This window comes from Bradyrhizobium sp. AZCC 2230, from assembly GCF_036924495.1.
Taxonomy (GTDB): domain Bacteria; phylum Pseudomonadota; class Alphaproteobacteria; order Rhizobiales; family Xanthobacteraceae; genus Bradyrhizobium; species Bradyrhizobium rifense.
In genome coordinates this window covers 464898-484663 of sequence record NZ_JAZHRS010000001.1, presented here as the reverse complement: position 1 = coordinate 484663, position 19766 = coordinate 464898, and the positions used below count along the sequence as shown (strand labels likewise).

Annotated in this window: 19 protein-coding genes and 1 pseudogene; 7 read left to right on the top strand and 13 right to left on the bottom strand. The window is 62.0% G+C overall.

From position 1 onward, the window contains the following. Positions 1-25: 25 nt before the first annotated feature. Positions 26-856 (bottom strand): alpha/beta hydrolase, encoded by an 831-nt coding sequence (locus V1280_RS02270; protein ID WP_334518589.1) that lies wholly within the window; start codon positions 854-856, stop codon positions 26-28. A 149-nt stretch (positions 857-1005) separates the two neighbouring features. Here V1280_RS02270 and V1280_RS02265 point away from each other — a divergent pair, with 149 nt between their 5' ends. The 3 genes from V1280_RS02265 (at position 1006) to V1280_RS02255 (ending at position 3493) form a co-directional block, all read left to right on the top strand. Next, on the top strand, positions 1006-1734 hold the full coding sequence (locus tag V1280_RS02265; RefSeq protein ID WP_442895215.1) for a helix-turn-helix transcriptional regulator: 729 nt from the start codon (positions 1006-1008) through the stop codon (positions 1732-1734). A gap of 85 nt (positions 1735-1819) precedes the next feature. After that, positions 1820-2452, top strand: coding sequence for an acyl-homoserine-lactone synthase (locus tag V1280_RS02260; protein ID WP_334518585.1), 633 nt, complete (start codon positions 1820-1822; stop codon positions 2450-2452). Positions 2453-2536: 84 nt separating this feature from the next. Next, positions 2537-3493, top strand: a complete 957-nt coding sequence (locus V1280_RS02255; RefSeq protein ID WP_334518584.1) for a LysR family transcriptional regulator — start codon at positions 2537-2539, stop codon at positions 3491-3493. Here V1280_RS02255 and V1280_RS02250 read toward each other — a convergent pair. The 7 genes and pseudogenes from V1280_RS02250 to V1280_RS02220 all read right to left on the bottom strand — a co-directional run bounded on the left by V1280_RS02250 (position 3460) and on the right by V1280_RS02220 (position 13364). Further along, on the bottom strand, positions 3460-3705 hold the full coding sequence (locus tag V1280_RS02250; RefSeq protein ID WP_334518582.1) for a DUF2274 domain-containing protein: 246 nt from the start codon (positions 3703-3705) through the stop codon (positions 3460-3462). The two genes, V1280_RS02255 and V1280_RS02250, sit on opposite strands and share 34 nt — an antisense overlap. Positions 3706-3708: 3 nt before the next feature. Next, positions 3709-4143: pseudogene (locus V1280_RS02245) on the bottom strand (TrbI/VirB10 family protein); the annotation flags it as partial. A 203-nt stretch (positions 4144-4346) separates the two neighbouring features. Continuing rightward, the gene (locus tag V1280_RS02240; RefSeq protein ID WP_334518580.1) at positions 4347-8669 is read right to left on the bottom strand and encodes a bifunctional class I SAM-dependent methyltransferase/DEAD/DEAH box helicase; all 4323 of its coding nucleotides are present in this window, start codon (positions 8667-8669) and stop codon (positions 4347-4349) included. A gap of 178 nt (positions 8670-8847) precedes the next feature. Further along, the gene (locus V1280_RS02235) at positions 8848-10965 is read right to left on the bottom strand and encodes a ParB/RepB/Spo0J family partition protein (protein WP_334518578.1); all 2118 of its coding nucleotides are present in this window, start codon (positions 10963-10965) and stop codon (positions 8848-8850) included. Positions 10966-11070: 105 nt separating this feature from the next. Continuing rightward, positions 11071-12027 carry an ArdC family protein gene (locus V1280_RS02230; protein ID WP_334518576.1) on the bottom strand — a complete coding sequence of 319 codons (957 nt, stop codon included), beginning with the start codon at positions 12025-12027 and terminating at the stop codon, positions 11071-11073. A gap of 498 nt (positions 12028-12525) precedes the next feature. Continuing rightward, positions 12526-12708, bottom strand: coding sequence for a hypothetical protein (locus V1280_RS02225; RefSeq protein ID WP_334518574.1), 183 nt, complete (start codon positions 12706-12708; stop codon positions 12526-12528). Positions 12709-12842: 134 nt separating this feature from the next. Beyond that, entirely contained in the window at positions 12843-13364 is a 522-nt protein-coding gene (locus V1280_RS02220; RefSeq protein ID WP_334518572.1) for a thermonuclease family protein, read from the bottom strand. Positions 13365-13721: 357 nt separating this feature from the next. On the opposite strand from V1280_RS02220, the gene V1280_RS02215 reads away from it, so the two are divergent. Then, complete coding sequence (locus V1280_RS02215) at positions 13722-13988, top strand: hypothetical protein (RefSeq protein WP_334518570.1); 267 nt, start codon at positions 13722-13724, stop codon at positions 13986-13988. A gap of 31 nt (positions 13989-14019) precedes the next feature. Here the strand turns inward: V1280_RS02215 and V1280_RS02210 are convergent, their stop codons facing one another. Beyond that, positions 14020-14205: a DUF3606 domain-containing protein gene (locus V1280_RS02210; RefSeq protein ID WP_334518568.1), complete on the bottom strand. Its 186-nt coding sequence runs from the start codon at positions 14203-14205 to the stop codon at positions 14020-14022. Between the two features lie 109 nt (positions 14206-14314). Between V1280_RS02210 and ligD (V1280_RS02205) the strand changes: the two genes are divergently transcribed. Continuing rightward, positions 14315-15235 (top strand): non-homologous end-joining DNA ligase, encoded by a 921-nt coding sequence (ligD, locus tag V1280_RS02205; protein ID WP_334518566.1) that lies wholly within the window; start codon positions 14315-14317, stop codon positions 15233-15235. Between the two features lie 217 nt (positions 15236-15452). Here the strand turns inward: ligD (V1280_RS02205) and V1280_RS02200 are convergent, their stop codons facing one another. Continuing rightward, positions 15453-16064 (bottom strand): cell envelope biogenesis protein TolA, encoded by a 612-nt coding sequence (locus V1280_RS02200; protein ID WP_334518564.1) that lies wholly within the window; start codon positions 16062-16064, stop codon positions 15453-15455. A 132-nt stretch (positions 16065-16196) separates the two neighbouring features. On the opposite strand from V1280_RS02200, the gene ligD (V1280_RS02195) reads away from it, so the two are divergent. After that, positions 16197-17162, top strand: a complete 966-nt coding sequence (ligD, locus tag V1280_RS02195) for a non-homologous end-joining DNA ligase (protein WP_334518562.1) — start codon at positions 16197-16199, stop codon at positions 17160-17162. Positions 17163-17227: 65 nt separating this feature from the next. On the opposite strand, the gene V1280_RS02190 is transcribed toward ligD (V1280_RS02195), so the two are convergent. The 3 genes from V1280_RS02190 to ku form a co-directional block, all read right to left on the bottom strand. Then, positions 17228-17692 carry a metallophosphoesterase family protein gene (locus V1280_RS02190; RefSeq protein WP_334518560.1) on the bottom strand — a complete coding sequence of 155 codons (465 nt, stop codon included), beginning with the start codon at positions 17690-17692 and terminating at the stop codon, positions 17228-17230. After that, the gene (locus V1280_RS02185) at positions 17689-18192 is read right to left on the bottom strand and encodes an NUDIX domain-containing protein (protein WP_334518558.1); all 504 of its coding nucleotides are present in this window, start codon (positions 18190-18192) and stop codon (positions 17689-17691) included. The genes V1280_RS02190 and V1280_RS02185 overlap by 4 nt, the downstream gene beginning before the upstream one ends. Positions 18193-18256: 64 nt before the next feature. Further along, positions 18257-19186, bottom strand: a complete 930-nt coding sequence (gene ku / locus V1280_RS02180) for a non-homologous end joining protein Ku (protein WP_334518556.1) — start codon at positions 19184-19186, stop codon at positions 18257-18259. A 141-nt stretch (positions 19187-19327) separates the two neighbouring features. On the opposite strand from ku, the gene V1280_RS02175 reads away from it, so the two are divergent. Further along, positions 19328-19723, top strand: a complete 396-nt coding sequence (locus V1280_RS02175) for a hypothetical protein (RefSeq protein WP_334518554.1) — start codon at positions 19328-19330, stop codon at positions 19721-19723. The last annotated feature ends 43 nt before the right edge of the window (positions 19724-19766 follow it).

The following is a 19766-nucleotide window of genomic DNA, read 5'->3' as shown; positions in this document are numbered from 1 at the left end:
CCCTCCGGATTTGGCCGTCAGGCGCTCAAGAGTCGCCTCTGAGGGCTGTTGAAAGAAAGCGGGCTGCGCAAGCCAGGATTTCACCGGTGCCCTGGTGGCTGACACCCGGCACGAGCTCGAGTTGCACCGATACGCCGTTGACCAGAAGATTTGAGTGGAGGGTCTTTATGCGATCAATTCGGTTACGACCCATCTCGTCGGCGCCAGGCATCCAGAGTGGTGAGCTCCTGGGTACGTCAATTTCGTCCTCGTCGAGATCCTCTTCACCCACAACGAGATGGAACGACACCTTGCGGACGGCATCTATGTTGACTGGCCTTCCAAATCTATCTGCGGCATCACGGATCCCCACCCACCAGTCGCGGGAAGTGTCCAGCAGTGTGACTTTTCCCGGTGCGCCCACTGACGCGGCGATCAGCTTTTCCGGGTGCAGATAAGCGAAGCGATGCACGAACTGCCCGCCGCCAGAGAACCCATGGATCACGCGACGCCTGAACTGGACGCCGTACCTCTTTTCGACCTCGGCAATCATACCCAGCAGCAGCAGGTCGTACCGGAGGCCGCGATAGTCCAGGTACTTGTAGTTATCGGACTCGCCCTGCTCGAGGATCCCCAGAGGAAAGAGCGGAGCAAACACAAAACAATCGAGTTCGTTCGCGATGGAAGAGAATCCATCCCGGTACTGGAGAACGAGACGTTCCGACGGGTGGACAGCAATGATGAGGTCGTAGCTGCCCTGTTTTTCTAGATCGAACCGGAACGTGGGCGGGACGTACAGGGCGTACGAGAACCTTTGATCGAGCTGACTCGCTACCAGCGCCGTATGACCGAGTTCGTATCGAGAGAGCGCCAACATACTTTTCCATTTTTTGCGCAAAAACTAGAGATTACTTGCCATTATTCCGTCAAAAACCTGTCGTCAAGCCTTTTTTGCGCAAAAACTGCAGATTGCAGTTCCCTTGCTGTATGAAGAAATCCCGTCTCCGCCAACGTCAACCGTTCTCCATGCACCGGATATTTCAGAATTTCATCGATCAACTCGCGAGCGCCGATACCGCAGCCGATTTCGCGCATGCCATGACGGTGGCTGCCAGTGACCTTGAATTGTCGTGCTTCGCGTATCTGGCGCTTCCAGGCAAAATGCAGGGCAAGCCCTATCTGATTTCAACATATCCGGAGCAGTGGACGTCTCATTACCTGCGGAGCCGATATGAGCTCGTGGATCCTGTCATCACTCAAGCGCTTCAGACAGCCGAGCCCTTCCAGTGGGGCATTGGCATGCAACCGAATCTGAGATCCCCCGTCCAACAACAGCTTCTTGATGAAGCGGCGGAGTTCGGAATTCGGGTTGGCTTCACCGTCCCTATTCATGACGGTCATGGCCCTGTTGCAGCGTTGACGTTCGCAGCGTCAAGACCCAGTCACGCCTTCGAGACTTTCACCATTTCACAGGCGCGCGTACTTCAGCTTATGGCCATGTATTTTCATGCTCACGTGCGCCGCAAGCTCAAAAGTGGGCACAGGATCGCGGGGGTACTTTTGTCACCGCGTGAACTCGAATGCCTGGAATGGGCCTCACAAGGGAAAAGCGCCTGGGAGATTGGATGCATCCTCGGCATCTCCCGCAATACCGTGGCGTACTACCTGGACAACGCAAAGCAAAAACTGGGCGTTCGGACGGTCGTGCAAGCGGTGGCGCACATGGCGGCTGCGAACAAAGAGAAGCGAAATTAGGGCGCGCTCCCCCTGCAACTACAGGTAATGAAATCGATCAATAATCCCGCTTCAAAGGTGTGCAGAAACACCTTCGGGAGGGACCATGATCCAGCTGATAATACCAGCTTCGTACGGGGAGTTTTCCAGCACGCTCGTTGAAATGTACCGGATGCGGCACCGGGTTTTTAAGCTCCGCATGGCGTGGGATGTTCAAACCAGCGGCGACATGGAGATGGATGATTTTGACGCGCTGCATCCCGTCTACTTGACGCAGGTTTCTGAAAGCGGCCTTGTGCAAGGTTCCGTTCGCCTCCTGCCCTCTCTCGGGCCGACCATGCTTCGCGATACTTTCTCGGTGCTTCTTGAAGGCCATCCTGCGCCATCGACGTCTCTTGTCTGGGAAAGCAGCAGATTCGCGATCGACGTCGCAGCTGATGCCCCAAAAGGAGATTACGGCATAACTCGTGCTGCCTATGAGCTATTTGCCGGGATGGTCGAGTTCGGGCTTTCACGACAGCTCACTGATATCGTCACCGTCACCGATGTCCGAATGGAAAGAATCCTTCGACGGGCCGGTTGGCCGCTGCGACGCATCGGTAATCCTGCCACGATCGGCAACACCGTGGCCGTGGCGGGTTACCTGGAGATCTCGACCGGGATTCTCGCCAACCTTCGCAAGGCCGGTGGTCTTTCGACGCCGGTTCTCTGGACGCCAGTAATCTTTGCTGCCGCCTAGAAAGATCCACACGACCGAACGAGGTGAAGGTCCCCGCCTCGAGCGGGGACTTCCTGTCTTGCGGTTTGGTACCGAGCTTTGAAAATGACAGAAACCGTCAGGGGCGATCGGCGGAGCGCAGCAAGAGCAATTGACCTGCAGCAGCTTCGATTGGCTGTCGTCGCTTGTGACTACGGCAGCTTTCGGCGAGCCGCTGAAGCGCTTTCGATGAAGCATAACGTCCTCAGCCGTTCTATCGGCCAACTCGAGTATCTGGTTGGCGCTTCGCTGTTTGAGCGCTCAAGCGGTGGGATCAAGCCCACTCTCGCCGGCCGGGCAGTTCTGCGAATTGCGCGGCTGATCCTGGAACAGGTCGATATGCTCGTCGACACCGGGCGATCCGGTGGTCGCGGAGATACTGGCCATCTGGTCATTGGCTTCTACACGTCGATGTCCGCCGGACATTTGCGAGCGACGATAGCTGAGCTCAAGAGGCTGATGCCGCAGCTCGAATTGGCAACGATGGAACGCTCCCGCTCCCGTCTGATGACTGCTCTCCGTAACGGTACCGTCGATGTTGTCGTCAGCCCTGGACGCTTTCCTTCAAAGGACACCAAATCACTACTGCTGTGGAGCGAACGCGTCCTGATCTCGCTGCCCCAGGATCACTGCCTGGCAGCACGCGAGATCATCTATTGGACCGATCTGCGAAATGAGAAGATCCTCTTGAGCGAGTATGATCCTGGACGAGAACTCGAGGATCTCCTGATCTCGAAGCTATTACTTCCCGACGACCGACCCAGGGTGGAGCGCCACGATGTAAGCCGCGGCATCATCAAGAGCCTGACGAGTATGGGCATGGGTCTTAGTCTGGTGATGGAATCGGATATTGGTGCAAGCTTCGCGGGACTGGTGTACCGGGAGTTACAGGATGGGTCGGGATCAAGCCGCGTGGACTTCCATGCTCACTGGCGCGATGACAATGAAAACCCGGCTCTGAAGCGGTTCCTCGATCTGCTGGCAGAACGCTATCCTTCGCCTCCGCCGGCTCTCGGGGAATGACCGGTTCGCCTCGCCTTGGCAAATCCGCGGTCCGTGGCCATGAAGCGGGCCAGCATGGGCGCGATCAGCTTTGCCGGATCGATCCGCTGCCCGCCTTCACGTGCCATGGCCTCTGCGTAGGCGACGAGATCCCGATGCACTGATGCCGGGAGCTCAGTGGTCACCTTGACCGGCTTGTCGTCGGGCAGCGCCCCTATTCTAAGCTTGGACATCTGCTATCCCCCGTAAGGCGCAAGTATGAGGTCGCGATTGACAACTACGCGAAACGGGAAGCCAGGTCGCACGGTCAGAGTGGGCTGGATGTTGAGACTGCGCCGAACCACCTGCTGCCCGGTCTGGTTCAGTGAATCCGACGCGCCGTGCCGCAATGCCTGGATTATTGCGCTGTCGTTGCTGTTGGTGTCCGAGCCGGCTCCCAGTTCGGTCCCGACCGCCAGAAATGTCGATAGTGCCGCAGCCTTGAACAGCTCGCCCCAGTGATTGTCGACCTGGTCTTCGAGGCCTGCATACCCGCTAGCATCAGCGCCAGGCTGCCGCTCCAGAACGATAGAACGCCCATTCGGCATAATCAGCCGCGTCCAGACGAGCAACACCCGCGACTGGCCGAAAGTGACCTGGCTATCGTAGATCCCGATCAGACGCGCTCCCTGGGCGGTCGCGGCATCCGTCCATTTGCCGGCAGGCCTCTTCGGCGATTCCTGGAGCCGCACGAACATCGAGCGGCCGGGCGTGTTGTGGACGTCGCCGACCACCCAATACCGCCCCGCCCGTCTGCCATTGGAGAGATAGTGTCGGCACACCGCTTCGGCATCGCGCGCGAGGCGATGTGCCAGGTCGGAGGCGTCGCGGCGCATCAGGCGGCCTCCCGCTTACTGACGCGCGCGACCGGATACTGCTCGAGCACCTTCGCCAGGATCTCGACACCGCTCGCGTCGGTGGGCACGAACATGCGCAGCTTCCAGGAGATGATCTCTCCGAAGAGGCCGTAGGCGCGCAGCCGATCACGCATCGTGTCGTTGAGCCCAAACAGTTCGATGCGGTATACGCCCATCACCCGGGCACGTCGAAGCTGGAGCCCTTCTGCAAGCTCGAAGACGGTCCTCCCCTCCATCAGCGCTGCGAAGGCGGCGTCAGGCGTCGGCGCCGGCGCGTCTGCCGCAAGGACGTTCGCGACCCAGGTCGCGGAGACCTTGCGGCCGATGACGCGCTCGCCCGCATCGGTCTGGAGTCGATACACCCGCGTCGACTCGTTCGGCAGCTGCTTCCAGATCGGCAGTAGCAAGCCGGCCACGACGTGAATCGTGGTTTCCGTGAACTCGGGGACCTCGGCGAGCTCCGCCAGCCAGGCTGCGGCGAAGCCATCACGATCCGCCTCGACCCAATGGCTTTCAGCCATCATGGTCAAGGGAGCGCTGTGCTGCTCCATGGGACGGATCAGGCGGACGCGCCGCTCGATCTCGCCGTCATCAAGCATGAAGCTCGGAGCTGGGAGCTGTACGGCGGCACGGCCCGATCGCTCATTGATCAAGAGGACGGCACGATGGTCGGAACGACGAGCGAGAGCATCATCCAGGCTCACCGGACGATTGCGACGGCGCTCGGTGATCGTGAGAAGCCGCGTTTCGGCGCCAGTGCCGGGATGGGTATAGATCGTGCTCCGGTCGGTAACGACGAAGCTTTCGGCGCGAAGCGTTTCCAGTCCCAAGTCATAGGTGCCAGATGCGACCGCGCCCTCGATCCGAGCGGTCAAGAGCTGCTCGAACACGGTGAACAGGATGTTCTGAAGATCGATCGTGAGCGCCAGCAACCTGTTCAGGAACGTCGTGATCGGTGGCAGGTCATCCCTGAGCCCATTGGTGTCCGTGAGCTTCAGGCCGGTTGCATCCTCGAACGTCTCGAGCGAGCAGCCGTCGACCTTGCCACGCGCCAGCAGCGTGTAGAGTTGACGCAACGTGTCGCGGCCATACTGGCTCTCGAGATTGTCCTCGGGCCGAAACAGGCCCTGCCCTCCGGTCTGGCGCTGGCCACGCGTGATGGCGCCCAACGTGTCGAGCCGGCGCGCGATGGTGCTCAAGAAGCGCTTTTCGGCCTTCACGTCGGTCGCGATGGGGCGAAACAGAGGAGGCTGCGCCTGATTGGTCCGGTTCGTGCGGCCGAGGCCCTGGATCGCGGCGTCCGCCTTCCAGCCGGGCTCAAGCAGGTAATGGACCCGCAGGCGGCGATTCCGTGCGGAGAGTTCTGCATGGTAGCTCCTCCCCGTGCCGCCCGCTTCGGAGAACACGAGGACCTGCTTGACGTCGTCCATGAAAGCCGACGTCTCGGCGAGGTTGGCCGAACCGGCCCGGTTTTCGACAACCAGCCGGTCGCTCTTGCGAACGATGCGGCGCGAGCGGCCGGTCACTTCGGCGACCATGTCGGTGCCGAAGCGCTGTATCACCTGGTCCAGCGCGCCCGGGACCGGCGGCAGCGAGGCGAGTTTCTCGATCAGTCGGTCGCGGCGCGCGACGGCGTCCCGGCTCTCGACCGGCTGGCCGTCACGATAGACGGGCCGGGAGCAGAGGTTGCCCTCCTGGTCGGTGAAGGGCTCATAGAGCTGGACCGGGAAGGAATGGGCGAGATAGTCGAGCACATACTCGCGTGGGGTGATGTCGACCTGGACGTCGCCCCACTCCTCGGTCGGAATTTCGGCGAGCCGGCGCTCCATCAGCGCTTCACCGGTCGAGACGATCTGGATGACGGCGGCATGGCCGGCGTCAAGATCGCGTTCGATCGAGCGGATTAGCGACGGCGTCTTCATCGAGGTCAGGAGATGACCAAAGAAACGCTGCTTGGCGCTCTCAAAAGCGGATCGCGCGGCCGATTTGGCCTGGCCGTTCAGCGTGCCGGTCTCGCCGGTGATGTTCGAGGCCCGCATGGCCGCATCGAGATTGTTATGGATGACGCTGAACGCGCCGGCATAGGCGTCGTAGATGCGTACCTGCTCTGGCGTGAGCTGGTGCTCGATGAGTTCGTACGCGACGCCCTCGTAAGAGAGTGAGCGGGCCGCGTAGAGACCGAGCGCCTTGAGGTCGCGCGCCAGCACTTCCATGGCCGCAACGCCGCCCTCCTCGATCGCTTCGACGAACTCGGCGCGCGTCGCGAACGGGAAGTCGGTACCTCCCCACAGACCCAACCGCTGAGCGTAGGCCAGATTGTGCACAGTGGTGGCACCGGTTGCCGACACATAGACGACGCGGGCATTCGGCAGGGCGTGCTGGAGCCTCAGGCCGGCACGCCCCTGCTGAGAGGCCGCCTGGTCGCCGCGCTCGCCCTTCTGGCCTGCCGCGTTCTGCATCGCGTGGCTCTCGTCGAAGACGATCACTCCGTCGAATTCGGAGCCCAACCATTCGACGATCTGCCGAACGCGCGAAAGCTTTTCGCCGCGCTCTTCGGTGCGCAGCGTAGCGTAGGTGGTAAATAGGATGCCTTCCGCGAGCCGGATCGGCGTGCCCTGGCGAAACCGAGACAACGGCGTCACGAGCAGCCGCTCCATGCCGAGCGCGGACCAATCGCGCTGCGCGTCCTCGATCAGCTTGTCGGATTTACTGATCCAGACCGCCCGGCAGCGACCCTTGAGCCAGTTGTCGAGCAGGATTCCGCCGACCTGTCGCCCCTTGCCCGCGCCGGTGCCGTCGCCCAAGAACCAGCCGCGGCGAAAGCGGACGGCGTTTTCTGCATCTTCGCGCGCGGCCGCCACAACCTCGAAGGTTGCATCCACCGTCCAGCCCCCCGCAAGAAACTCAGAATGCGCCTCGCCGGCATAGATGACGCTCTCAAGCTGGGCGTCGGACAGGATGCCATCCGCCACGACATTGGCCGTCAGATGTGGCCGGTAAGACGGCTTTGGCGGCGCGACCGAGGCCATCGCAGCGGATTGCACGAGTTTTGTGGGATGCGCATGCGCGTCCGGAATACGGATCGCCTGCAATGCGTATTCCTCGTAAAGCGCGTCGGTGAGCCCGGCGCCTTCCGGAGGCGTCCACTCGACCGTCCCGTAAGTAAGTTCGACGCCTTCTGGCGCGCCATCTCCCGAAGTGGACGATCGGCGTGGCGCACAGGCGCCGGCCGGTCGCGACGTCGCAGGGCGCCTGATGACGTCGACCACGATCGGGACCGCAAAGGGCAGCCTCGGGGGCACATGCTGGCTCACCCAGTCGAGCAAGGTGGCGACATCGCCTGCCATGCCCAGCGAGGCCTCAAAGACCTTCGGATCTGCGGCGGGCTGCTTGTCGATCACGAGCAGCCTTGTGTCGGTCTGCGTTCCGTGTTTCGCATAGACCGCGCCGTCGATAGCGGCAGAAAATACCACCCGCCCGCGTTCCTGGAGACGAGTGAAGGCGTCGGTCCAAGCCGGATTGTCGGGCGCGAGACTAGCGCCGGTAATGGCGACCAGACGCCCACCGTCGCATAGACGCGCCAAGGCCGAAGCGATGTGCCGGAGCGCCGCATCCGCCATCCGTCGATCGACGTTCGCCAATGCCGAGAACGGCGGGTTCATCAGGACGACGCTCGGGACGACACTCGCATCGAGGTGATCATCGATCTGTGCGGCGTCGAACCGCGTGACGCTAATGTTGGCAAACAGTTGATCGAGCAATGCGGCGCGGGCCTCGGCCAGCTCGTTCAAAACCAAGGCGCCGCGGGCGAGTTCGGCAAAGATGGCGAGCAAGCCGGTCCCCGCGGAGGGCTCCAAAACCCGGTCGGACGGCGTGATCCCGGCCGCGGTGCATGCGGCGAGCCCAAGCGTGACCGGCGTCGAGAATTGCTGAAGGGCCTGGCTATCCTCGGAGCGCCGCGTGTGGGTCGGCATACAGCTCGCAATTCTCACGAGCATCGGCAGCATCGCGGCTGTCGAACCAGCCTTGGTCCGCATGGCCGGACCGAATTTGCGAAGGAACAGAACGGTCGCCGCCTCGCAGGCGTCATAGGCGGTCTTCCAGTTCCAGGCACCGGTCGCGTCGGAAGCGCCGAAGGCAGCCTCCATGGCGCTGCGCAGCACAGCGGCATCGATGCGTTGGCCGCGTTCGAGATTGGTCAAGAGCTGTTGCGCAGCCCTGACCGCAGCGGAGGTGATAGTGGCAGCGGCACGCATCGAGAGCGGCGCAGCGGCAGCGCCGCCGGCGAGAGATTCGGTCATTGGGATTTCTTTCGGAGAGCAGGAACGGGTCGAACCGCCCGGCGCTCTCACGACCACGGCGATTCAAACCCTTCCCGGCCCCACTCTTCCTCTCAGCCCTTCCCAATAAAAATGGGACCGGTGCTGGGCACCGGTCCCCCAAGCAAGCACAGGACAGCCGGAGCCAGCCCTTATGCTTTCACTCAGCCGCGTCGAGCTGTTGCGGATCCTCGTCGCTGCCGTTCTCCGGATCCTCCTCGCCAGCGAGGAATTCTGGCAGCGGGCCCGCTTCACCTTCCGGCTCGACCGACGACGGGCTGGAATCGACGAGACGCAGCGGCTCCGGCAACCAGCCCGAGCCATCCAGGAGACGCTCGGCCTCCTTAGCCATGTCGGCCTTCTTCAGATGGTCGATCAGTTGCGCCGACGACTCGCCCTTGGCTTCCCGCACCGCCTCCAGAATGCGAGGCTTAGTGACTCGGCCGAGATAGTTGTCGACGGTCGGTCTCCAGCCAGCCTGCACCATGTCAAGTCCGGCAGCGCGCGCCAGCACATCAGCCTGGTCGAGACGCGTGCGGACGCCATGGGCTGAGACGCGACCCTGATTGTAACGATTGGCCGGCTCATAGAGGGCGTTGACCGCAAAGGACGCGCAGTGGGCAAATAGCGATGCCTGTGCACCATCATCGAGAGCGGTCAGCGCATCCCAGAGATCGTTCTCGCTCTTCGGCAACCGTGCCTTCCAGGCCTCATGCCGCACCTCGACAGCCTTAGCCGAGGCGCTTTCCCTTAGCCCCGGAGCTTGAGCCGGAAATGTCGGCGTGCGCAGCCCGATCTCAAGGCAGCTCCCGGACGAAGCAAACCGATAAAAGGCCATCAGCACGAAGTTGTGCAGCACCGCCTGGAACGCGATCGCAGGATTTTCGGCTAGCGCATCGCGCAACGCCAGCGTACGATGCGCCGTCAGTTCGATGATGAGCCGGTCCGGCAACGGCCTTGCCGGGTCTTCATCATCCTCCTCCGGCTCGGTCGATGCGCCGACGACCGAGATCGTCGTGCGCGGTACGGAAGCATCAGCCTCCTGCCCTTCAGTCGACGACGCATCGGCGCCCCGATTTAGCTCTAAATCGGCCGCAGGCGCCTCGTCCTCAGGACGCACATAGCCTCGATCGATGCAAAGCCGCCCTTCGGAATCAATGCTGGCGAAGACGCCGGCTCGGGCAATCTCGGCCGGATCGTAAGTTTTCGGCCGGTCTTCGAGCGCCAGCAGCGCCGCCTCGATCGCGCCGAGACGCTGGTCGACCTCCTCGGGCAGCTCATCCGCATCCTGATATTCGGTTTCGAGCTTCGCCTGCTCGGCGTTGAGAGCGTCGATGGTGGCCTGCTCCTCGGAGGTGAGATCGACAGGTTGGCCTTCGAGCTCGCGCAGGCGTGTCGTGTGGGCGTAGGGGAAGTCAACGGCGACTGAGATCCATTTCCATCCCTCCGCACCAATTGCTTCCGCCTCGGCTTTGAGCTTCTCCGTAACAAGGCGATCGAGCAGAGAGACGTCTTGAAGCCAGCCGCCATCATCGTGCTCGAACAGGTCGCGCAAAACGCCGCCGCCTGCCTGCTGGTAAACATCGAGCCCAATGAACTGCACGCGGCGATCTGACGCCCGCACGGTATTTTCCGTCAGCATCCGCCGGATCTGATAGGGCTCGTCATAGCCCGAGCAGCTCACGTTCTCCCAGACCTGGTCCTGCCGCGGATGATCCGCCGTGACCGAGAAGGCCATGAGCTGCTCGAGGGTCATGCCGTCTTCGGCATAGACATCGTGCAGCTTTGGCGACACGGAGGCCAGCCGAAGCCGTTGCTTCACGATAGCCGGTGTCACGAAGTGCCGAGCCGCGATATCCTCCTCGGACATGCCGGCGCCACTCAAGGTTTGGAAGGCTCGGAACTGATCGAGCGGATGAAGGCCTATCCGCTCGTCGTTCTCTGCAAGGGAGTCGTCTTCAGCGATGCCGCCCTCGCGCACGACACAAGGAACGGCCTGCGTCTTTGCCATGCGCTTCTGCTTCACGAGAAGTTCCAGCGCGCGATAACGCCGACCGCCGGCCGGCACCTCGAACATGCCGGTCTCATTGCCTTCTGCGTCTACAACCGCCCTTACATTGAGACTTTGCAGGAGCGTCCGCTGGGCGATGCTTTCCGCGAGTTGCTCGATCGAAATACCGGCCTTCACGCGTCGAACGTTCGACTGGCTGAGCACCAGCTTGTTGAACGGAATGTCCCGCGAGGGCGATAGGGTGATCTTTTGGACAGCCTTCGTCATGTCGATTCTCCACGACGGGCGGCCGGGAGCCTCTCTCTCGGCCTCCAACCCGTCGCGAAAAACGGCCCCGCCCTCTAGCTCTCGTGCGCGCGGCCATCGAGAACCTCAGGCCGCTTCCTGATCCGCTCTCTCCACCGCCGTATCGACAACCACTTCTGGCACAAATCCAAGAAGATAGTCGGCGACCTTGCTGGCTTGGGACGCAGCACGCACAATCGCGCGATTGTCCTCGCGCAGCACGTCAAGCCAGGAGCCGACATAATCGGCATGCCGCACTGTCGGCACGATACCTAGCGAAGCGCAAGTGAACGCAGACGAGATCTCCGCAACCAGCTCCTCAAACGCGTACTTCCTGGTCCCGTAGCTGCCCGACAAGTCGCGCTTCAGACGTGACGGATGGCCGCTGGCATGCGCCAGTTCATGCAGGGCCGTCCGATGCCAGTTGATCGGCTCAAAATAGGCTTGCGGTGGCGGCACCTGCACATAGTCTTCTGTCGGCGCATAGAATGCGCGGTCGCCGCCGATGCGGAAGTTGACGCCGGTCGCATTGATGAGCTTTTCGACCCGGGGCTCGATCAGGCCTGGCGGCGGAGGCGGCGCCGTCGTCGTGATCTCCGAAGGCAGTTCGTCGCATTGATCAGTATTAAAGACCGTGAACCGCTTCAGGAACGGGATGGCCTGTGCTTCGTCGCCCGTTTCGCTCGCGCGCCGCTTTTGGTCGACCGGCACGAAGCGGTCGGCATAGACGACAGTCGTGCCGCGCTCGCCCTTGCGGACGTGACCACCGAGCGACAGCGCCTGGCGAAATGTAAGCCAGCTCTGACCTGTGAATGCGCGTTCGGTGGCGGCTCCCCAGAGAATTAGGATGTTGATCCCGCTATATTGGCGTCCGGTCGCGGCACTTTTCGGCAAGGCCAATTGCGCCTTCGCCGCTGCGGTGCCCCATGGCTGCACCCACGGCACGCGGCCGGCCTCGAGCTCGGCGATAATCTTGTTGGTGATTTCGTCATAAAGGCTCGTCCGGTCCTCACCGGCGCGCGCCCGAGGATAGTGTCTGGACATCGCGGATCTCCGCGACGGGCGCTCCGAGCCTCTCTCGCAGCCTGTAACCCGTCACGGCAAAACCGCGCGACACTCTTACTCTTAGCCTCTCCGCGAGAGAGTGCGAAATCTACGATGCAGCCCGCCTCCGTCCGCTTCTTCATCGCTCTTGGAGTTGAGATGGCCAGGGCCGCAGGCCCTGACCTGGCGTGCGCCAATGGCGCATCGCCTCAGCGGAAAATGGCACCCGGAGAGCGTGAGCATAGCGACCCGAAGGGGCACGCGGGTCCGAGTGCAGCGACGAGACCGGTTAACAGCGGCACCCGGGAACGGGGCAGTGATAGCGATCGCCGAAGGCGAGCCCCTTTCCCGAGTGCCCCCGGCGAGGAGCTCCGAAGCTCTTGCGCGAGGGATCGAAGCCGCACGGACGAGACGCAAAGCGGCTCGGTTCACGAGAGCCCGATGCGGCGGAGCCGCACGCGCGCAAGCGAAAACTCGGTTAAGCCTTGAGCCGGCGATCTAGATTTCCTCACGCGCATGCGTTTGCGCGTCGTAGATCCTGATCTGAAGCATGGGAAAACGCTTCTTTAGTTCTTCGCCACCCGCCCTGGCGCCGTCTCTGGTTGTAAATTCGGCTTTGAACCGGCCGTCGACTTCAAGGGCGTAACCAGAGGCCGGCAATTCACGGGTGGCTGCAACCATTTCATTCCCATCGTGCAGTGAGGTGATTAGGAATGATGGGTAGCGTGAGTCGCCCAAACAGCGCCAGAGCCACCTGCCCAACTGCTGTGATAGGCCAACGTACGTTGTGGATCGGCCTCTCTTTAGGAATCGCATCAAGGATGGGCATTTGCATCGTCCGAACAGGTGGCCGGCTTTCCGCTTGCCCGGATGCATGCACGATAGAGCCACGGCTCGACGTAGCTTCCTTTCCAGAGTCCCTGGCCGGTACGCTCAGCCTCGCGCTGAGCTCCGCGATATCGGCCTTTCGAGTATTGAGGCCAATCCACCGCAAGGCCGCTCCGTACAAGCCATTCAGCGAGATCCCTGCCTGCGACCGAGCAAGTCGCGACGGTCCGGCCATACGGATCGAGGCTGACTGGAACACAATTGACGGGACGGCGGGCAATGAAGGCGTCGAGATCGTTCGCGGCCTGCGCACCGCAACGATATTGTAAGCTGTCTTCGCCGCGGCACAGCTGACTGGTCTCCGGTGCATCGATACCCCAAAGCCGGATACGCACTCCATGTATTTCCAACGTGTCGCCGTCGATTACGCTGGCCTGTCCAACAAAATCGTCGGCCAGCGCGACGCTCGACAGAATGGCGAGAATCAAAGCGACAGAGGTTCGACGCATTCCAATGACCTTGTAATGATGTCGTCTCGCGGATTGGATTGGCCAGTTCTCGAGTATTTAAGCGCCGGCAGCGTTAGATTAGTAGGCTGGTCAGCCGGCGAAGAGGATAAGTTGCCTCCCAATGCGCCGCTTGGGATGAGGCAAAGGCGCTGCAGCGCCCTTTGCCATACGAGACCCTGAAAGTCGTCATGCGCGACGCGGACAAGGAAGACAAGAATACAGCCTAGCTGTTTTGCACAGGGCGGCGGAACACGTGGAAAATCACCTGCCCCGACGATTTGGAATCCCTGCTCTGTGTTAGCAGCCGGAACGAATCGAGGGCCGCAAGGATTCGCCCCTCACGCAGGAGCGATTGTGATGCTGATGACCAGGGAGAGGCGAACGACGATCCGCACGGTACGGGGGTGGGCGATAGCCGTACTGCAGGAGGCAGGCGCGATCCGCGAATGTGAGTACCACGGCTGGATGCGGGACCGCGCAGATCCGCACGCCCGTGAGCGGGCGCTCGAAATCGCCTGCCAGGATCCGCCACCGGGTCTTTCGCCCGAGGCGGCCGCCGGCGCGGTGACCGAGGTCCTGGACTCGATTGGCGATACCTGCCCCGAATGCCCGACCGAGGTCTAGGCACGCGCTGAACGAGCGGCGCCAAAGGTGATTAGCGCGCGAGACGCTTCTCGACCCGCTTCCGGCTGGTGCCGACCTTTTTGACAGCTTTCTTGACCGCTGACGCCGACCGTCCTGTCTTCTTGGACTCGTACCCCACTTCATACTTTTGGCCGCCGGCCACACGGGCCCGGTCCTGCTTGCGCCCGCGCGCTGTCTTCTTCTTCGCTGCCGCCATCGGCTCCTCCTGTCGGATTTGATAGCAGATCAACGCAACAAAGGATTCCCGGGTTCCGGAACGATTCGAACTGTGTCAGTTTGAATCAGCTGTTGCGTGGAGTGGTTGAGTGGCGTTTCAGCGTCGAAAACCGGCGACCATGGGTGTGAAAGCGCCAATGCCCGGCTTTATCGAACCGGCCTTGGCCACCTTGATCGAGAGGGTGCCGTCCGGAGGCCGCTGGATTCACGAGATCAAGTTTGACGGCTACCGGGTCCAGGTGCATCTGGCCAACGAGGCCGCCAGGATCTTCACCCGGCGTGGCCACGACTGGACGCACCGCTTCAAGAAGGTCGCCCACGATGCCTGGCGCATCAAGGCGAGCTCGGCCGTCGTCGACGGCGAGATCGTCGTCCCCGCCGCCGACGGCACGACCGACTTCTCGGTGCTGCAGAACGAGCTCATGGGCAAGTCGACGAGCATCGTGCTGGTGGCGTTTGATCTGCTCTATCTGAATGGCCGCGATCTTCGGAAGCTGCCACTGATCCAAAGGAAAGCCGAGCTCAGGAAAATCGTCGATGGCACTGACGTCCAGTTCAGCGAAAGCTTCGAGATCGAGGGATGGGAGATGTTCGCGCACGCCTGCAAACTCGGTCTGGAAGGTGTCGTCTCGAAGGTGCGAGATGCTCCCTATCCGAAGGGGCGTACAAGCGATTGGGTGAAGAAAACCTGCATTCAGCGCGAGACACTGACGATCGCCGGCTTCGCGCTCGACGAAGGAAAATGGGACGGCATCTACGTTGGCCGCCGCAAGGGCGACGATCTGGTCTATGCGGGCAAGGTCGACCACGGCTTTGACAAGACTTCCGCCGCTGACCTCCAGAAGAGACTGAAGCCCCTGATCCGGAAGACGCAGCCGTACACGAAGCGGATCGCACATAAGGGCATATGGGTCGAACCAAAGCTGCTCGCCGAGATCGAGTATCGTGCGAAGTCGGCCGAGGGAAAGGTCCGGCACCCGTTCTTCCGGGGCCTGCGGAAGGACCTGTGATGGATGCATTCGATCGCTTCTGGCAGTGGGCCAACAAACCCTTGGAGAGCCAACTGACGATTCCAGCCGAGCTACATCGGGCCGTCATGGAGCTCGCTCCTGAGGATCGACGGGACCGCGCGGCGGTGAACCAAGCCGCAACGCGCATACTCGATCCCGGACGATGAACGCTTGCAAGGGATCGCCGGCCTTTCACGCGTGGGCGCCGCCACAGAAACTAACCCCGCGCGCGCCACAAGGCGGCTTCCAACCGCTCCCTCTCCTTATCCCAGCGGGCTTGTTCGGTTTGTGATCTCTTCTCGAGAGCCTCGACCTCGGCCTGGATGGTCGCGGCCCGCTTTGCGTGCTCCTGCTCGGCCTTGTCCAACGCAGCCTGCGCCTTGTCGACCGCCTGCTGCCGGAGTTCACGCTCCTTCTGCATGGCGGCTTCTTCCCGCGCCCTATCAATTTCGCGGCGTCTCTGCTCCCGTTCGTAGGCGAGAGCGGCCTTCCGCTCCGCAGCCTTGTCGACAGGGCGAGAAGGCTTCTTCGCCTTCGGGCCTTTCGACTTGCGAGCGGCTTTCATTGGTCCGCCACCGCCCAGATCGGTGGGCAGCTCGGCGTGTTCGCTGAAAGGCCGGTCGGATCCGACCGGACGCCTGAGAACGACGCCAGGCTTTGCCATGGTAGCGGCGATGACGTCCGGATCTTGGCTCTCCTTCGCCGCGCCCTGATGGAAGAGATTGCTGTCTGCGCCCCACGCCTCCAGAGCCGCCTTCATAGATGGGGCGGCGATCGCCTGATCGAAGAAGCCCAGCGAGGTCTGATAGGTCTTCAGTTTTCTGGCCATTCGTCTGCTCCGCCGCCATCGATCGTGCTCGCGCCACGGCGCCTACGGAACACGACGCGGCCTCGAAGCGTTCCCGAATCCTTGAAGGACGTCCATGCATTTCGCAACGCGCTTCTTAAGGATTGGCCTCGAATGAGCCGGACGTCGACCCTGCCCAAGCGCCTTCAGCCGATGCTCGCTACGCTCACCGACGCGCCGTTCAACGACCCCGGCTGGGTTTTCGAGGACAAGTATGACGGCTTCCGGATGATCGCGGAAATCCGGCGGGGCAAGGTTGCACTCTACAGCCGCAACGGCAAGATCATCAGTCGCAGCTATATCGAGGTCGCCAAAGCGCTGGAGGGCGTGAAGGCCGACGCCGTGATCGACGGCGAGCTCGTCGCCATCGGAAAGGACGGCGTCTCGCATTTCCAGCTGCTTCAAAACGCGCTACGCCATGAAGCGAAGCTCCTGTATTACGCCTTCGATCTCATGTTCGAGAACGCCGTGGACCTGCGCAAGCAGCCTCTCCTCGAGCGCAAGAAGCGGCTGAAGGCAATTCTGCCGCGCGACAGGCTGATCGCCTTCAGCCGTCACCGCAAAGGGGACGGTACGAAATTCTTCGCCGAGGCCGAGCGGAAGGGCCTGGAAGGCCTCATGGGGAAGCGCGCCGACAGCGCGTATGCGTCTGGAAGCCGGACCCCGGATTGGCTGAAGATCAAGACGGCAAAGCGACAGGAAGTGGTGATCGCGGGCTTTACGGCGCCCAGGCGCACCAGGCCGTACTTCGGCGCCCTGGTCCTCGCCGTACGGGAAGACGACGCGTGGCGCTACATCGGACATGTCGGCACTGGCTTCAGCCACAAGGTCCTGGAAGACCTGCATGGCAAGCTCGTGAAGCTGACGGCCCCTAAATCACCTTTCTCTGCCAAAGTGAAGGACGAGGCCGCCACGACCTGGGTCAGGCCCTCCCTCGTTGCCGAGGTCAAGTTCGCGGAGTGGACGCGTAAGGGCGAACTGCGCCAGCCCGTCTACCTCGGGCTCAGGTCCGACAAGCGGGCGAAGGATGTCGTTCGCGAGCGAGAACGTCCGCGCAATAGCGCTTCCTTTCGGACTTAACCGGCAAACAAAACGAATTAACGCATTTGTCTCCTCCGCTGTGAATTCCTTGCGCGGTGGCGCTCTTAGTCGCCTCCAAGATCGTGGATTTCTGGTCGCATGCCCTCCGGCGAGACTTCGAGCGTCGCAAGCGTGATCGGCAGCTTGAAGCGCCGCGGTCCCGCGCTGCCGGGATTCAGGTAGAGAACGCCACCGACCGTCTCGATCTTCGGCACGTGGGAATGCCCGGAGACGATGACGTCGATGCCGGCGCCAAGATCGGCCTGCAGCGTCTTCAGGTCGTGCAGAACGTAGATCGACTTTCCCGCCAGGCGCACGAGTTTCGTATCGGGGTATTCGCGGGCCCACTCGCCGCTGTCCACGTTTCCACGGATGGCGGTGACAGGCGCGATCCGGCGAAGCGCGTCGACGATCTGGGGGCGCCCGATGTCGCCGGCATGAATGATGTGATCGACGCCCGCCAGCCCTCGTTCCGCCTCGGGCCTCAACAAGCCGTGCGTGTCCGAAATGATTCCAATCCTGTACGTCATATCCCGTCGCTCTCAACCGCGATCGCCAAAACGCGATCGAGAAGCTCTACCTGTCCAGACAGCATCTTGGTACGCGCGAACTCGATATCGAACCATTCCGCACGGTCGACTTCGGGAAAGCTCTGCCGCCGGCCGCTTCGGGGCGGCCATTCGATATCGAAGGTATTGCTAGTCAGCGCCGCCGGGTCAAAATGGCCCTCGCCGGCGAATGCGATGACGCGCTTCCCTCCTCGCTGTCGGACCTCCCCCAGTGGCTGGAGCGGGCCAATCGAAGCACTCGGGCCGAGTTCTTCGGCAAACTCGCGCCGCGCGACCTGCTCCGGAGCATGCGCGGCGTCGATTTCGCCCTTGGGAATGGACCAGGCGCCATTATCCTTCCTGCGCCAGAACGGACCGCCGGGATGAACGAGCAGAACCTCGAGCCCGCGAACGCCCTTGCGGTAGGCGAGAATGCCCGCACTGAACATCGATCTACTGGAAGTCTTTTTCAGCGCAGCCATATCGCTCCCTGCCGCGGACGACGACGTAACGGCCGTGTGGCATCACCGGTTGCTTCAGGACGCGCTAGGCTGACTTCCGCTGCGGTTTGGCCGCCGGCTTCTTCGCGGCCTCTTTCGCCGGCTTCTTGCCTGCGATCGGCATCAGCATTTCCTTCTGCCCGGCCGCCGCCTTGCGCGGCTTTTTGCCTGGTTTCTTCGGCGGCTCTGTCGCGGCTGCCCCCTCCCTTCCGATGCTCTTGCGCAGCGCGTCCATCAGGTCGACGACGTTCTCGCCTCGAGGGCGCGCTTTCGCGGTGATGGGTTTGCCGGCGCGCTTCTGGTTGATGAGATCGATGAGGGCGGTTTCGTACTGGTCTTCGAACTTGTCCGGCTCGAAATGGCCTGCCTTCTGATTGACGATGTGCTTGGCCAGATCAAGCATGTCCTTGGTGACTTTAACGTCCTGGATATCGTCGAAATACTCATCCGCAGAACGGACTTCGTAGGGATAGCGCAGCAGCGTCCCCATGAGCCCCTTGTCCAGCGGCTCCAGCGCGATGATGTGCTCGCGATTGGTCAGCACCACGCGACCGATCGCGACCTTGTTCATCTCTCGGATGGTTTCGCGGATGACCGCGAAAGCGTCGTGCCCGACTTTACCGTCGGGTCGCAGATAGTAAGGACGGATCAGATATCTTGGATCGATCTCGCTGCGGTCAACGAATTCGTCGATCTCGATGGTTCGCGTCGATTCCAGCGCGACGTTCTCAAGCTCCTCCTTCGTCACCTCGATGAAAGTGTCGGTGTCGACCTTGTAGCCCTTGACGATGTCCTCGTTGTCGACCTCCTCGCCGGTGTCGGCGTCGACCTTGGCGTATTTGATGCGGTGGCCTGTCTTCCGGTTGAGCTGGTTGAACGAGACCTTTTCGGATTCCGACGTGGCCGGATAGAGCGCTACCGGACAAGTGACGAGGGAAAGGCGCAGGAAGCCTTTCCAGTTAGCGCGAGGGGCCATCGGGAACTCCATTACTGACGCCGGATTCAAGACGAACGGCCCGGCTTGGTTCCGACACGGCGCCCCTCCCAACAGGACGATTTTTTCACGATGAGGGTCCGAGCGGACTCGACATTTGTTCTTGTTATGTTCTAATTCGGAATGACTGATCGACCCGCGAGCTGGCGCATGCCGACCCCAAAGCAGATGGAAAAACTAACCGCAGAAGCCGCCCGGAGGCCGGGCCCCTCCGCGGGGGCTCCGGATGCGCCGCTCCCGGCAGAGTATTGGGAGTCGGTCCTGAAAGACCCTCGCGCCGACGAGAGCGGAGCCCGGAAACGGCAGCGACGTCTTTCCGAGATTCAACGCCATGTCCTGCGCATCTCCTGCCGCCGCTGCGAGCGGACCCTGGAGATCCAGAAGGCTGATGCGGTCCGATTGTATGGCGGCAACGCACTCTGGAAGCACGTGGCGCAGCGGCTGCTCGACAACACCTGCCAGCAGCGCACCGGCCGGCATGAAGAAGACGGGTGCTGGCCGGCGTTCGAGACGCCGTAACCGCTCCGGATTGCCAATCCGATCTCTTAGCGCCTGGATGTCC

Coding starts and splice junctions, on each gene's coding strand:
- V1280_RS02270 (WP_334518589.1), bottom strand. CDS start 856: ATGTTGGCGCTCTCTCGATACGAACTCGGTCATACGGCGCTGGTAGCG.
- V1280_RS02265 (WP_442895215.1), top strand. CDS start 1,006: ATGCACCGGATATTTCAGAATTTCATCGATCAACTCGCGAGCGCCGAT.
- V1280_RS02260 (WP_334518585.1), top strand. CDS start 1,820: ATGATCCAGCTGATAATACCAGCTTCGTACGGGGAGTTTTCCAGCACG.
- V1280_RS02255 (WP_334518584.1), top strand. CDS start 2,537: ATGACAGAAACCGTCAGGGGCGATCGGCGGAGCGCAGCAAGAGCAATT.
- V1280_RS02250 (WP_334518582.1), bottom strand. CDS start 3,705: ATGTCCAAGCTTAGAATAGGGGCGCTGCCCGACGACAAGCCGGTCAAG.
- V1280_RS02240 (WP_334518580.1), bottom strand. CDS start 8,669: ATGACCGAATCTCTCGCCGGCGGCGCTGCCGCTGCGCCGCTCTCGATG.
- V1280_RS02235 (WP_334518578.1), bottom strand. CDS start 10,965: ATGACGAAGGCTGTCCAAAAGATCACCCTATCGCCCTCGCGGGACATT.
- V1280_RS02230 (WP_334518576.1), bottom strand. CDS start 12,027: ATGTCCAGACACTATCCTCGGGCGCGCGCCGGTGAGGACCGGACGAGC.
- V1280_RS02225 (WP_334518574.1), bottom strand. CDS start 12,708: ATGGTTGCAGCCACCCGTGAATTGCCGGCCTCTGGTTACGCCCTTGAA.
- V1280_RS02220 (WP_334518572.1), bottom strand. CDS start 13,364: ATGCGTCGAACCTCTGTCGCTTTGATTCTCGCCATTCTGTCGAGCGTC.
- V1280_RS02215 (WP_334518570.1), top strand. CDS start 13,722: ATGCTGATGACCAGGGAGAGGCGAACGACGATCCGCACGGTACGGGGG.
- V1280_RS02210 (WP_334518568.1), bottom strand. CDS start 14,205: ATGGCGGCAGCGAAGAAGAAGACAGCGCGCGGGCGCAAGCAGGACCGG.
- V1280_RS02200 (WP_334518564.1), bottom strand. CDS start 16,064: ATGGCCAGAAAACTGAAGACCTATCAGACCTCGCTGGGCTTCTTCGAT.
- ligD (WP_334518562.1), top strand. CDS start 16,197: ATGAGCCGGACGTCGACCCTGCCCAAGCGCCTTCAGCCGATGCTCGCT.
- V1280_RS02190 (WP_334518560.1), bottom strand. CDS start 17,692: ATGACGTACAGGATTGGAATCATTTCGGACACGCACGGCTTGTTGAGG.
- V1280_RS02185 (WP_334518558.1), bottom strand. CDS start 18,192: ATGGCTGCGCTGAAAAAGACTTCCAGTAGATCGATGTTCAGTGCGGGC.
- ku (WP_334518556.1), bottom strand. CDS start 19,186: ATGGCCCCTCGCGCTAACTGGAAAGGCTTCCTGCGCCTTTCCCTCGTC.
- V1280_RS02175 (WP_334518554.1), top strand. CDS start 19,328: ATGACTGATCGACCCGCGAGCTGGCGCATGCCGACCCCAAAGCAGATG.